The organism is Limnohabitans radicicola, from assembly GCF_014837235.1.
Lineage (GTDB): Bacteria > Pseudomonadota > Gammaproteobacteria > Burkholderiales > Burkholderiaceae_C > Limnohabitans_A > Limnohabitans_A radicicola.
Map to the genome: position 1 here is coordinate 81,836 of NZ_JACYFT010000001.1, position 13,297 is coordinate 95,132.

At 60.9% G+C, this 13,297-nt stretch carries 11 protein-coding genes; 5 read left to right on the forward strand and 6 right to left on the reverse strand.

Features of this window, described 5'->3' with window-relative positions; all coding sequences use genetic code 11:
* Positions 1–90 precede the first annotated feature (90 nt).
* The 3 genes from IC609_RS00440 (at position 91) to rsxB (ending at position 3,584) form a co-directional block, all read left to right on the forward strand.
* Complete coding sequence (locus tag IC609_RS00440; protein WP_191817500.1) at positions 91–1,287, forward strand: amino acid aminotransferase; 1,197 nt, start codon at positions 91–93, stop codon at positions 1,285–1,287.
* A 153-nt stretch (positions 1,288–1,440) separates the two neighbouring features.
* Positions 1,441–2,880, forward strand: a complete 1,440-nt coding sequence (locus IC609_RS00445) for a polyhydroxyalkanoate depolymerase (protein WP_191817501.1) — start codon at positions 1,441–1,443, stop codon at positions 2,878–2,880.
* Positions 2,881–2,885: 5 nt separating this feature from the next.
* On the forward strand, positions 2,886–3,584 hold the full coding sequence (rsxB, locus tag IC609_RS00450; protein ID WP_191817502.1) for an electron transport complex subunit RsxB: 699 nt from the start codon (positions 2,886–2,888) through the stop codon (positions 3,582–3,584).
* A gap of 34 nt (positions 3,585–3,618) precedes the next feature.
* Here rsxB and IC609_RS00455 read toward each other — a convergent pair whose 3' ends face one another.
* From IC609_RS00455 to scpA, 5 genes are read right to left on the reverse strand one after another with little or no spacing between them, the layout of a single operon-like run.
* A complete protein-coding gene (locus IC609_RS00455; RefSeq protein ID WP_191817503.1) occupies positions 3,619–4,101 on the reverse strand; it encodes a VOC family protein in 483 nt (160 codons plus the stop codon).
* Positions 4,102–6,150, reverse strand: coding sequence for an acetyl-CoA carboxylase biotin carboxylase subunit (locus IC609_RS00460; protein WP_191817504.1), 2,049 nt, complete (start codon positions 6,148–6,150; stop codon positions 4,102–4,104).
* 20 nt (positions 6,151–6,170) lie between these two features.
* Complete coding sequence (locus IC609_RS00465; RefSeq protein WP_191817505.1) at positions 6,171–7,703, reverse strand: acyl-CoA carboxylase subunit beta; 1,533 nt, start codon at positions 7,701–7,703, stop codon at positions 6,171–6,173.
* Positions 7,704–7,738: 35 nt separating this feature from the next.
* Positions 7,739–8,752, reverse strand: a complete 1,014-nt coding sequence (gene meaB, locus IC609_RS00470) for a methylmalonyl Co-A mutase-associated GTPase MeaB (protein WP_191817506.1) — start codon at positions 8,750–8,752, stop codon at positions 7,739–7,741.
* A gap of 22 nt (positions 8,753–8,774) precedes the next feature.
* On the reverse strand, positions 8,775–10,931 hold the full coding sequence (scpA, locus tag IC609_RS00475) for a methylmalonyl-CoA mutase (protein ID WP_191817507.1): 2,157 nt from the start codon (positions 10,929–10,931) through the stop codon (positions 8,775–8,777).
* 183 nt (positions 10,932–11,114) lie between these two features.
* Here scpA and IC609_RS00480 point away from each other — a divergent pair, with 183 nt between their 5' ends.
* The gene (locus tag IC609_RS00480; protein ID WP_191817508.1) at positions 11,115–11,750 is read left to right on the forward strand and encodes a GntR family transcriptional regulator; all 636 of its coding nucleotides are present in this window, start codon (positions 11,115–11,117) and stop codon (positions 11,748–11,750) included.
* 5 nt (positions 11,751–11,755) lie between these two features.
* Here IC609_RS00480 and dusA read toward each other — a convergent pair whose 3' ends face one another.
* Positions 11,756–12,757, reverse strand: coding sequence for a tRNA dihydrouridine(20/20a) synthase DusA (gene dusA, locus IC609_RS00485; protein ID WP_191817509.1), 1,002 nt, complete (start codon positions 12,755–12,757; stop codon positions 11,756–11,758).
* 97 nt (positions 12,758–12,854) lie between these two features.
* Between dusA and IC609_RS00490 the strand changes: the two genes are divergently transcribed.
* Positions 12,855–13,277 (forward strand): NfeD family protein, encoded by a 423-nt coding sequence (locus IC609_RS00490; protein WP_191817510.1) that lies wholly within the window; start codon positions 12,855–12,857, stop codon positions 13,275–13,277.
* Positions 13,278–13,297: the final 20 nt, after the last annotated feature.

Genomic DNA, 13,297 nt, shown 5'->3' on the forward strand with positions numbered 1-13,297 from the left:
CCCTACAGGCCGTTAAAATCAGGGACAACCCGAAAGCCTAACCGAGGATCGGGATTCCTGCCACCACTGAACCATTCCCAAGGACTTTTCATGTCTCTGTTTTCTGCTGTCGAAATGGCCCCCCGCGACCCGATCCTGGGTCTGAACGAGCAATACAACGCCGACACCAACCCCAACAAGGTGAACCTGGGCGTGGGCGTGTACTTCGACGACAACGGCAAACTGCCCCTGCTGCAATGCGTGCAGGCCGCCGAAAAAACCATGATGTCCACCCCCACAGCGCGTGGCTACCTGCCCATCGACGGCATCGTGGCCTATGACAACGCCGTCAAGGCGCTGGTGTTTGGTGCCGATTCCGACGTGGTCCAGTCCGGCCGCGTCTCCACCGTGCAAGCCATTGGCGGCACGGGGGGCCTGAAGATCGGTGCCGACTTCCTGAAGAAAGTCAGCCCCAACGCCAAGGTGCTGATCTCCGACCCCAGCTGGGAAAACCACCGCGCCATTTTTGTGAACGCCGGTTTCGAGGTCGACACCTACGCCTATTACGACGCGGACAAGCGCGGCGTGAACTTCGATGGCATGCTGGCCAGCCTGAACGCGGCGGCCCCCGGCACCATCGTCGTGCTGCACGCCTGCTGCCACAACCCGACCGGCTACGACATCACCGATGCCCAATGGGACCAGGTGATTGCTGTCGTCAAGGCCAAGGGCCTCACGGCTTTCCTGGACATGGCCTACCAGGGCTTTGGCCACGGCATTGCCGAAGACGGCGCCGTGATCGGCAAGTTCGTGGCCGCCGGCCTGAACATCTTCGTGTCCACGTCTTTTTCCAAGAGCTTCAGCCTGTACGGTGAGCGCGTGGGCGCCCTGTCGGTGGTGGCCTCTGACAAAGAAGAAGCCGCCCGCGTGCTCTCTCAGCTCAAGATCGCCATCCGCACCAACTACTCCAACCCACCCATCCACGGTGGCGCGGTGGTGGCTGCCGTGTTGAACAACCCAGAGTTGCGCGCCCAGTGGGAGCAGGAACTGGCTGAAATGCGCGTGCGCATCAAAGCCATGCGCCAGAAGCTGGTCGACGGCCTCAAAGCCGCTGGCGTCCAACAAGACATGGGCTTCATCACCAGCCAGATTGGCATGTTCAGCTACTCCGGTCTGACCAAAGACCAGATGGTGCGCCTGCGCAGCGAATTTGGCGTGTACGGCACAGACACTGGCCGCATGTGCGTGGCCGCGCTCAACAGCAAAAACATCGACTACGTCTGCCAGGCCATTGCCAAAGTGGTGTGATTCAATTTACCACGATATGAAATTAACCGCCTCTGGGCGGTTTATTTTTGGTGAGTCGTCATCATGACCTTTGATTAGGGTCAACACTCCATTTTTTTGATCCCCCCGTCCTGTAATATTGCTGCACCGCACCATTGCCTAGGGAAACACACCATGCTTTACCAGATCTACGAAACACAACGCTCGATCATGGAGCCCTTCTCCGACCTGGCACAGGCCGCCTCCAAGCTGTACAGCAACCCGCTCAATCCAATGGCCCAGACGCCTTTGGCCCAGCGCGTATCGGCCGGTTATTCCCTGGTGCACCGTCTTGGCAAGGACTATGTCAAGCCCGAGTTCGGGATCCGCACGGTCAAGGTTCGCGGCACAGACGTTGCCATCCATGAGCGCGTGGAGATCGACAAACCCTTCTGCGAGTTGCGTCGTTTCAAGCGTTTTTCGGACGATCCCGCCACGCTCAACCTGCTCAAGAGCCAGCCACCGGTGCTGATCGTGGCCCCCTTGTCGGGCCACTACGCCACCCTGCTGCGCGACACGGTCAAGACCATGCTGCAGGACCACAAGGTCTACATCACCGACTGGAAGAACGCCCGTCTGGTGCCCTTGTCCGACGGTGAGTTCCACCTCGATGACTACGTCAATTACGTGCAGGAATTCATCCGCCACCTGCAATCGATCTATGGCAACTGCCATGTGATGAGCGTGTGCCAGCCCACGGTGCCTGTGTTGGCTGCCGTCTCGCTGATGGCCAGCCGTGGCGAGAAAACCCCGCTGACCATGACCATGATGGGCGGCCCCATCGACGCCCGTCGATCGCCGACCGCGGTCAACAACCTGGCGACCAACAAGAGCTTCGAGTGGTTCGAGAACAACGTGATCTACCGCGTGCCACCGAACTTCCCGGGCGCGGGTCGCCGTGTGTATCCCGGCTTTCTGCAGCACACCGGTTTTGTGGCCATGAACCCCGACCGCCACGCCACCAGCCACTACGATTACTTCAAGGACCTGATCAAGGGTGACGACGCCAGCGCCGAAGCCCACCGCAAGTTCTACGACGAGTACAACGCCGTGCTGGACATGGACGCCGACTACTACCTGGAAACCATCCAGACCGTGTTCCAGGACTTCAAGCTGGTGAATGGCACCTGGGACGTCAAAGGCGTGGATGGCCGTGTGGAGCGCGTCAAGCCCCAAGACATCCAAAAGACCGCCTTGCTCACCGTCGAAGGCGAGCTGGACGACATCTCCGGATCCGGCCAAACACGCGCGGCGCAAGACCTGTGCAGCAGCATCCCCAAAGACCAGCGCACCCACCTGGAAGTGGAAGGCGCAGGCCACTACGGCATCTTCAGTGGCCGCCGCTGGCGCGAAATGGTTTACCCACAAGTGGTGAAATTCATCAAGGCCCATGCGCAATCGGCCGGTGCGGCCACGCAACCAGCAACCAGCAAACCCATTGCCAAACCCACTGCCAAAGCTGCCACCAAAGCGGCGGCCAAGGCCCCGGCCAAAACGGCCAGCAAAGCTGCGCCCGCCAAGGCCAGCAAGCCTGCGGTGAAAACCCAATGGGCTGCGCCCAAAAAACAAGCCTGAGGTCCATGCCCCAAACTCCCCAAAACGCGCCTGCTCTGCAGGCGCTTTTTTTGGCCATCGACGCGGCCTTGCCGCAAACGCAGTGCACCCGCTGCGGCTACCCCGATTGCGCAGGCTACGCGCAGGCCATTGCCTGCGGACAAGCCCCCATCAACCAATGCCCACCCGGCGGCCAGGAAGGCATTGAGCGCCTGGCCCGCATCACTGGCCAGACCGCCCTGCCCCTGAATGCCGAACATGGCAGCGAAGGCCCGCGCCATGTGGCCGTGATTGACGAAGCCTGGTGCATTGGCTGCACCCTGTGCATCAAAGCCTGCCCAACCGATGCCATTGTGGGGGCCAACAAATTGATGCACACCGTGATCGAGCCCTGGTGCACGGGCTGCGAACTGTGCATTCCCGTTTGCCCGGTGGACTGCATCCAGCTCGACAACGTGACGGACACACGCACCGGCTGGGCCGCCTGGTCAGTCAAAGAAGCCCAGACAGCCCGACAACGCTACGGGTCTCGCCAGATGCGGCTGGTGCGCGAGCAGCAAGCCCACGAGGCCCGCCTGCAAACCGAAGCGCAAATGAAACTGGCCGATCTGGCCGCTCACACCAAAATGCCACAAGGCCCCGGTGCCGAAGCCGAGATGGACCGCAAACGCGCCATCATCGAAGCGGCACTGGCCAAAGCAAAAGCCCGCCAGACCGGAGCCTGACGGGCTTTGAGGCGATCACAAAGATCGAGCGGACTCAGGCCGGTTGCGCCGCCAAAGCGGCAAAGGCTTTGACCACTTCGGCCGGTGCCTGAACCAACTCAATCAACACGCCCTCGCCACCAATCGGGAACTCTTCGTTCGCCTTGGGGTGCAAAAACGTGATGTCAAAACCGGCAGCGCCCTTGCGGATGCCCCCTGGCGCAAAACGCACGCCCTGCGAAGTGAGCCACTCCACGGCCACGGGCAGGTTGTCGATCCACAGGCCGATGTGGTTGAGTGGCGTGGTGTGCACGGCAGGCTTTTTCTCGGGGTCCAGCGGCTGCATCAAATCGACCTCGACCTTGAACGGGCCGGTGCCGATCGCACAGATGTCTTCGTCCACGTTCTCGCGTTCGCTTTTGAAGGTGCCGGTCACTTCCAGGCCGAACATATCAACCCAGAGTTTTTGCAGGCGGCCCTTGTCAGGCCCGCCGATGGCGATCTGCTGGATGCCCAAAACCTTGAATGGCCGTGTCATTTATTCGAACTCCACGATCATCTGGTCCACCGTCAGCGATTCGCCCTTGGCCGCGACCACTTTCTTGACCACACCGTCTTGCGCGGCAAAGAGCACGTTTTCCATTTTCATGGCCTCGATCACGGCCACACGCTCGCCGGCCTGCACCTTCTGGCCAGGCTGCACAGACACCTCGACCAGGAGGCCAGGCATGGGCGAAATCACATAGCGGCTCAAATCAGGCGGTGCCTTGAACGGCATGAGCTTGTGCAGCTCGGCCATGCGGGGCGACATGACCAGCGCTTCGATGCGGGTGCCGTTGTGCTGCACTTGCAGGGCCAAGGGGTTTTTGACGGTGCCGCGTTCGACCTGCGCGGTGAAAGGCTGGCCGTTGCAAGTGCCTTCGATGCGGATATCGTTCAGGCGTGAATTGCTTTCGATCGCGTAGGTTTTGCCGTCCACGGTGATCTGCGCCACACCGGACTTGCCCACGAACTCGTCCACGTGCACTTGCACATAGCGGTTGTTGCCGCCCTGACCCAATTCGACCACGGTGTAGTCCTGGCCGACCTTGACGTCGTAACCGGGCAACTGGCCGCTCAGGTTGGCAGCGCGTTCACGCGACTTGCGGCGCACAAAGGCGGCCAATGCAGCCAGGAAGTCGTGGTCCTCGTGTGGCACATCTTCGGCGCGGAAGCCGTGGGCATAGTGCTCAGCGATGAAGCCGGTGTTGAACTGGCCTGTCACGAACTTGGGATGCGCCAGCAAAGCGGCCTGGAACGGGATGTTGGAGCTGATGCCACGGATCACAAAACCGTTCAAGGCTTCACGCATCTTGGCAATCGCTTCATTGCGGTCCTTGCCGTGCACGATGAGCTTGGCGATCATCGAGTCATAGAACATCGGGATCTCGCCGCCGTCCTGCACACCGGTATCCACACGCACGCCCTGCAAGGCGCTGGTGTTGCCCTGGAACATGCTCTGCTTGGGTGTCTGGAAACGCACCAGGCGGCCTGTCGATGGCAAGAAATTGCGGAAAGGGTCTTCGGCGTTGATGCGGCACTCGATGGCCCAGCCATCGCGCTTGACATCGGCTTGTGTGAACGCCAGTTTCTCGCCAGCGGCCACACGGATCATCTGCTCGACCAGGTCGAGGCCAGTGATGCACTCGGTCACCGGGTGCTCCACCTGCAGACGGGTGTTCATTTCGAGGAAGTAGAAATCCTGGTCTTTGCCGACCACAAATTCCACCGTACCCGCAGACTGGTATTTCACGGCTTTGGCCAAGGCCACCGCCTGCTCGCCCATGGCTTTGCGGGTGGCATCCGAGATGAAAGGCGACGGTGCCTCCTCAATCACTTTTTGGTGACGGCGCTGGATCGAGCACTCGCGCTCGTTCAGGTACACCACGTTGCCGTGGCTGTCGCCCAAGATTTGAATCTCAATGTGGCGAGGCTCCAGCACGTATTTTTCGATGAACACGCGGTCATCGCCAAAGCTGTTGCGCGCCTCGTTGCGGCAAGAGGTGAAGCCTTCAAAAGCTTCCTTGTCATTGAAGGCGACACGCAGGCCCTTGCCGCCGCCACCGGCCGAAGCCTTGATCATGACGGGGTAGCCAATGCCCTTGGCGATCTCGACCGCTTGCTCGGCGGTGTCAATGGCGTCGTTGTAGCCGGGGATGGTGTTGACCTTGGCTTCGTTGGCCAGTTTTTTGGAGGCGATCTTGTCGCCCATCGCTGCGATGGAGTGGGCCTTGGGGCCGATGAAGGCAATGCCTTCTTCTTCGCAGCGCTTGGCGAAGTCGGTGTTCTCGCTCAAGAAACCATAGCCAGGGTGGATCGCCTGCGCGCCCGTGGCTTTGGCCGCCGCGATGATTTTTTCAGCCACCAGATACGACTCACGCGAAGGCGCGGGGCCAAGCAACACGGCTTCGTCGGCCAACTGCACATGGCGTGCTTCTTTGTCGGCCTCAGAGTAAACAGCCACGGTTTGGATGCCCATTTTGTGGGCGGTGGCGATGACACGGCAGGCGATTTCGCCGCGGTTGGCAATCAGAATTTTGGTAAACATTTTGTTCTTCTCCTTGGCAATCACAGTGGAATGTTCCCGTGCTTGCGCCATGGGTTTTCAATCTTCTTGTCTTTGAGCATGACCAGCGAGCGGGCAATGCGCTTGCGGGTTTCGTGGGGCTGGATGACATCGTCGATGAAGCCACGCGCACCGGCCACAAAGGGGTTGGCAAAGCGGGCTTTGTATTCAGCTTCCTTGGCGGCCAGTTTTTCGGGGTCACCCTTGTCTTCGCGGAAGATGATTTCCACCGCGCCCTTGGCCCCCATCACCGCGATTTCGGCGTTGGGCCAGGAGAAATTCACGTCACCGCGCAGGTGCTTGGAGGCCATCACGTCGTACGCGCCGCCGTAGGCCTTGCGGGTGATGACGGTGATTTTGGGCACCGTGCACTCGGCGTACGCGTAAAGCAGTTTGGCACCGTGCTTGATGATGCCGCCAAACTCCTGGCTGGTGCCGGGCATGAAACCGGGCACGTCGACGAAAGTGATGACGGGGATGTTGAACGCGTCGCAGAAACGCACAAAGCGGGCCGCCTTGATGGAGCTCTTGATGTCCAGGCAACCGGCCAGCACCAGCGGCTGATTCGCCACGATGCCCACAGTCTGACCGTCCATGCGGGCAAAACCGATCAGGATGTTCTTGGCATAGTCGGGTTGCAGTTCGAAGAAGTCACCATCGTCCACGGTCTTAACGATGAGCTCCTTCATGTCATAGGCCTTGTTGGGGTTATCGGGCACCAAGGTGTCCAAGCTCATGTCCATGCGGTCGGTCGGATCACCGCTCTTGCGCACGGGCGCCTTTTCGCGGTTGTTGAGCGGCAAGTAGTTGTACAGGCGGCGCAGCATGAGCAGCGCTTCCACATCGTTTTCAAAGGCCATGTCGGCCACACCGCTCTTGGTGGTATGGGTCACGGCACCGCCGAGCTCTTCGGCGGTCACTTCTTCGTGGGTCACGGTCTTGACCACGTCAGGACCCGTCACGAACATGTAAGACGTGTCTTTCACCATGAAAATGAAGTCGGTGAGCGCTGGCGAGTACACAGCACCACCAGCCGAGGGGCCCATGATCATGCTGATCTGGGGCACCACACCGCTGGCCATGACGTTGCGCTGGAACACTTCAGCGTAGCCGCCCAAAGACGCCACGCCTTCCTGGATGCGGGCGCCGCCCGAATCGTTCAGGCCAATCACGGGCGCGCCGACCTTCATGGCCTGGTCCATGATCTTGCAGATCTTTTCAGCATGTGTTTCGGACAGGGCACCACCATAAACGGTGAAGTCCTGGCTGAACACGAAGACCAAGCGGCCGTTGATCATGCCGTAGCCGGTGACCACGCCGTCGCCGGGGATCTTGTTGGCTTCCATGCCGAAGTCGGTGCAACGGTGTTCGACGAACATGTCCCACTCTTCGAAAGTGCCTTCGTCCAGCAAGACTTCGATGCGCTCACGGGCCGTGAGCTTGCCTTTGACGTGCTGCGCATCAATGCGCTTTTGCCCGCCACCCAAGCGGGCCGCAGCGCGCTTTTTTTCCAGTTGTTCGATGATGTCTTGCATGGTTGCTCTCTCTTTTCTCCAGGAAGATTCCAGATTCAACTCTGCGCCTGGTAGGCGCTGAGCAGTTGACGGGCAGCGGTCGATGCAGCCAGCTGGCCCGCCGCGACTTGTTGACTCAGTTGGGGCAGCAGCGTTTGCACACGCGGCTGCGCCCGGAAATTTTGTTTCAGACCGGCGTCGATGCGTTCCCACATCCACGACAGGGCTTGTTGTTGACGACGCATGCCAAAGCGCCCGTTTTTGTGCTGAATGGCCTTGAACTCGCTCACGGCCGCCCAGAAACTGTCCACACCTTGATTCAGCAAAGCACTGATCTGCACCACCTTGGGGTGCCAAACGCTCTCGTCGCCGTGCATGTGGCCTGAGGAGGCGTGCATGCCCAGCAATTGCAGGGCGCTGGTGATCTGCAGCTGCGCGCGGGTCGCAGCGATGGCGTCGATGTCAGCCTTGTTGATGACCACCAGATCGGCAATCTCCATCACGCCTTTTTTGATGGCCTGCAGATCGTCGCCCGCATTGGGCAGTTGCAACAGCACAAACATGTCGCTCATGTTGGCCACCGCCGTCTCGCTCTGGCCCACACCCACGGTCTCGACGATGACCACGTCGTAGCCTGCGGCCTCGCACACCAGCATGGCTTCGCGGGTTTTTTCGGCCACACCGCCCAGCGTGCCGCTGCTGGGGCTGGGCCGGATGTAGGCCTGCGGGTGCACACTCAAATGCTCCATGCGCGTCTTGTCGCCCAGAATCGACCCGCCCGACACAGTGCTGGAGGGATCGACCGCCAGCACCGCCACGCGATGGCCCTGCCCAATCAGGTACAGGCCCAGCGCCTCGATGAAAGTGGACTTGCCCACACCCGGCACACCGCTGATGCCCAAGCGAAACGAGTTGCCCGTGTGCGGCAGCATGGCTGTGAGCAGTTCGTCGGCTTGCGCCCGGTGGTCGGCGCGGGTGGATTCGAGCAACGTGATCGCCTTGGCCATGGCGCGGCGCTGCACAGGCGCGGAGCCCTGCAGTAAACCTGGCAACAACTGATCAGGCGTCACACCGTTGTCCTGACGGGGGAGATCAGGCCACGGCCTTCTTGATCTGCTCCAGCACATCCTTGGCGCTGGCGGGGATCGGTGTACCGGGGCCGTAGATGCCTTTGACGCCTGCGTCGTACAGCATTTCATAGTCCTGACGCGGGATGACGCCACCCACGAACACGATGATGTCGTCAGCGCCCTGCTTCTTGAGCTCGGCAATGATGGCAGGCACCAAGGTCTTGTGACCGGCAGCCAGGGTGGAGACGCCTACAGCGTGCACGTCGTTTTCAATCGCCTGGCGGGCGCACTCTTCTGGCGTCTGGAACAGTGGGCCCATGTCCACATCAAAGCCCAGGTCGGCGTAGGCGGTGGCGACCACTTTGGCACCCCTGTCGTGACCGTCCTGACCCAGCTTGGCGATCATCACGCGGGGGCGACGGCCGTGCTGGTCAGCGAATGCGGCGATTTCTTTTTGCAGTTGTTCCCAGCCTTCGGCGGAATCGTAAGCGGCAGCGTACACACCGGTCACCTTTTGTGTGTCAGCGCGGTGGCGGCCGTAAGCCTTTTCCAGCGCGTCGGAAACTTCGCCCACAGTGGCCCGCAGGCGGATGGCTTTGATCGAGAGATCCAACAGGTTGCCCTGGCCGGATTCGGCCGCAGCGGTCAATGCGTCCAGCGCGGCCTGTACGGCGGCGCTGTCGCGGCTGGCGCGGATTTTTTTGAGTCGTTCGATCTGGCCGTCGCGCACCTTGACGTTGTCGATGGCCAGAATCTCGACCGGGTCCTCTTTCGCCAGCTTGTACTTGTTGACGCCCACGATGACGTCTTTACCGGAGTCAATGCGGGCCTGCTTTTCAGCAGCAGCGGCTTCGATCTTGAGCTTGGCCCAGCCGCTGTCCACGGCTTTGGTCATGCCGCCCATGGCTTCGACTTCTTCGATGATGGCCCAGGCCTTGTCGGCCATCTCTTGCGTCAGGCTCTCCATCATGTAGGAACCGGCCCAGGGGTCGATCACGTTGGTGATGTGGGTCTCTTCCTGGATGATCAGCTGGGTGTTGCGGGCTATGCGTGAGCTGAATTCGGTGGGCAGCGCAATCGCTTCGTCCAGCGAGTTGGTGTGCAGCGACTGCGTGCCGCCGAACACGGCCGCCATGGCCTCAATCGTCGTGCGCACCACGTTGTTGTAAGGGTCTTGCTCGGTAAGCGACCAGCCCGAGGTCTGGCTGTGCGTGCGCAGCATGAGGCTCTTGGGGTTCTTGGCGTCAAAGCCCTTCATGATGCGGCACCACAGCAGGCGCGCCGCACGCATCTTGGCGATCTCCAGGTAGAAGTTCATACCCACCGCCCAGAAGAAGGACAGGCGACCCGCAAAATCGTCCACGTCCATGCCTTTGGCAATGGCGGTCTTCACGTATTCCTTGCCGTCGGCCAGGGTGAAGGCCATCTCCAGCGCCTGGTTGGCCCCGGCTTCTTGCATGTGGTAGCCCGAGATCGAGATCGAGTTGAACTTGGGCATGTTCTTGGCCGTGTACTCGATGATGTCGCCGATGATCTTCATCGACGGCTCGGGCGGGTAGATGTAGGTGTTGCGCACCATGAACTCTTTCAGAATGTCGTTCTGAATCGTTCCGGAGAGTTTGTCCTGGCTCACGCCCTGCTCCTCAGCGGCCACCACATAGCCCGCCAGCACCGGCAGCACGGCACCGTTCATGGTCATCGACACGCTGACCCTGTCCAGCGGGATCTCGTTGAACAGGATCTTCATGTCCTCGACCGAGTCGATCGCCACACCGGCCTTGCCCACATCGCCTTCGACACGGGGATGGTCAGAGTCGTAGCCCCGGTGCGTGGCCAGATCGAACGCGACCGACACGCCCTGCCCGCCTGCGGCCAAAGCCTTGCGATAAAACGCGTTGGACTCTTCAGCCGTGGAGAAACCGGCGTACTGACGGATCGTCCAGGGGCGCACCGCGTACATGGTGGCCTGCGGCCCGCGCAAAAAGGGCTCAAAGCCGGGCAGCGTGTTGGCGTAAGGCAAGTTGGCCGTGTCCTCGGCGGTGTACAGCGGCTTGACGATGATGCCATCGGGGGTCTTCCAGTTCAGGGCCGACACATCGCCGCCAGGGGCGGATTTGGTTGCTGCTTTTTGCCAGGCTTCCAAGTTGGAAGCATTGAATTCAAAGGATTTGGACGACATGGCTCACCGCTTTCGAGACAAAAATTGCTGTCGCTGATTTTGGCAGCCCATGGCTGCCTACCGGCTTACAAGCATTGTGATTCATAATTATTGATGCAAAATATTTTAACCGGCTTACAATCCGGCATCTGAAATGTCTTCCAAGACGCCTGATGGACCCGTTCCAAGCCTGATTCTTTAGCCATGTCTGCCCTCTCGCTCGCACCACGCGCCCTGTACGAAGAAGTTGCCGAACTGCTGCGCCAGCGCATCTTTGCCCGCGAACTGGAGCCCGGCAGCTGGATCGATGAGCTGAGGATTGCCGAAGCTCTGGGCATCAGCCGCACCCCGCTGCGCGAAGCCCTCAAAGTCCTGGCCGCCGAAGGCCTGGTGACCATGAAGGTGCGCCGTGGCGCCTACGTGACCGAGGTCAGCGAAAAAGACCTGCGCGACGTATACCACCTGCTGGCCTTGCTGGAATCCGACGCGGCCCGCATGGTGGCCCAAAAGGCGAGCGATGCGCAAATGGGCCAAATCCAGCAGCTGCAACAAGACCTTGAAAACGCCACCGGCGACCGTGACCGGTTCTTCCAGATCAACGAGGCTTTCCACATGCTGCTGCTGCAGATCGCGGACAACCGCTGGCGCGACCAGATGGTGGCCGACCTGCGCAAGGTGATGAAACTCAACCGGCACAACTCGCTGTTCAAGGAAGGCCGCATCGAGCAGTCCTTGGCCGAGCACCGGGACATTGTGGACGCCTTGACAACACGCCAGCCAGAACTGGCAGCCGAGCGCATGTCGGCCCACTTCACGAACGGCCTGCAGGCCGCGCAGTAAGCAGATCAGGCGGGCACTTCGGCCCCACGCGCCAGCGCCTCGCGGGCCTGCTGCCAGACCTCACGCGGGGGCAAAGGCTTGAGCTTGTGGTTGCTCCAGACCTGACGCCACAAACGACCACCCCGCTGACCGTGGTACAGACCCAGCATGTGGCGGGCAATCGCGTACCATGGGCAACCGTCTTCGGCAAAGGCGCGCTCCATGTAGGCCACCATGGCCTCCTCCACCGCTTCGCGGCTAGGCACCTCGTGCGTGTCGCCATAAAACTCGGCGTCCCAGGTGCTCAGCAGCCAGGGGTTGTAATAGGCCTCGCGCCCAACCATCACGCCGTCGGCGTGCTGCAAATGGGCAGCGATTTCTTCGTTGGTCTTGATGCCGCCGTTCACGGCGATCAGCAAACCCGGAAAGTCTTTTTTGAGCTGGTAAGCCAGCTCGTAGCGCAGCGGCGGGATTTCGCGGTTCTCCTTTGGGGAAAGCCCGTCGAGCCAGGCGTTGCGGGCATGCACGATGAACACCCTGCAACCAGCCTCGCTCACCGTGCCCACAAAGTCACGCACAAAGTCGTAGCTTTCGATCTTGTCGATGCCAATGCGGTGCTTCACGGTCACGGGCACATCGACCACATCGAGCATGGCCTTGACGCCATCGGCCACCGTGCGCGGCTCGTTCATCAGACATGCCCCAAAAGCCCCGCGCTGCACACGGTCACTGGGGCAGCCGCAGTTGAGGTTGATCTCGTCGTAACCCCACTCTTGCCCCAGCTTGGCCGCGTGGGCCAAGTCGGCGGCATCGCTGCCGCCCAGTTGCAGGGCCACGGGGTGCTCTTCGGCATTGAAACGCAAATGCCGCTGCACGCTGCCGTGGCGCAACGCCCCTGTGGTCACCATCTCGGTGTACAAAAGCGTATGCTGGGTCAGCAGGCGATGGAAATACCGACAGTGGCGGTCGGTCCAGTCCATCATGGGCGCCACGGACAGGCGCCAGCGTTGGGCATCGGGAAATTGCATGGGGCCTGATTATCCCTGCCGAGACCCGGGCAAGTTGTGGCCCTGAGCAAACAAAAGGTAACATGGGCCACGATGCGCTCAACCCCGGAGAATGCAAATGAACGAAACAACGATTTGGTGGATCCTGACCGGCGTGCTGGTGGCGATAGAGCTGATGTCGGGCACGTTTTACCTGCTCATGCTGGCCATCGGGGCCGCTGCCGCGGCGCTCGTGGCACTGGCGGGCGCCGGGCTCTCTGGTCAGCTGGTGACTGCAGCAGTGGTGGGCGGTCTGGCGGTGATCCTCTGGGGTCGCTACCGCCAGCGGCAACACCCCGCCGACCCGGCCAATGCGCAGGACCTGCATCTGGACATCGGTGAAACCGTGCAGGTCCAGGCCTGGGATGCCGAAGGCACCACACGGGTCAAACACCGGGGGGCCTTGTGGGCAGCGATCAGCGCCCCCGGTGCGAAGCCCGAACCGGGCTTGCACCGCATTGAGGCCGTGGTCGGCAGCCGACTGGTGCTCCACAAAATCTGACATCCAAGCCACATTCAAAA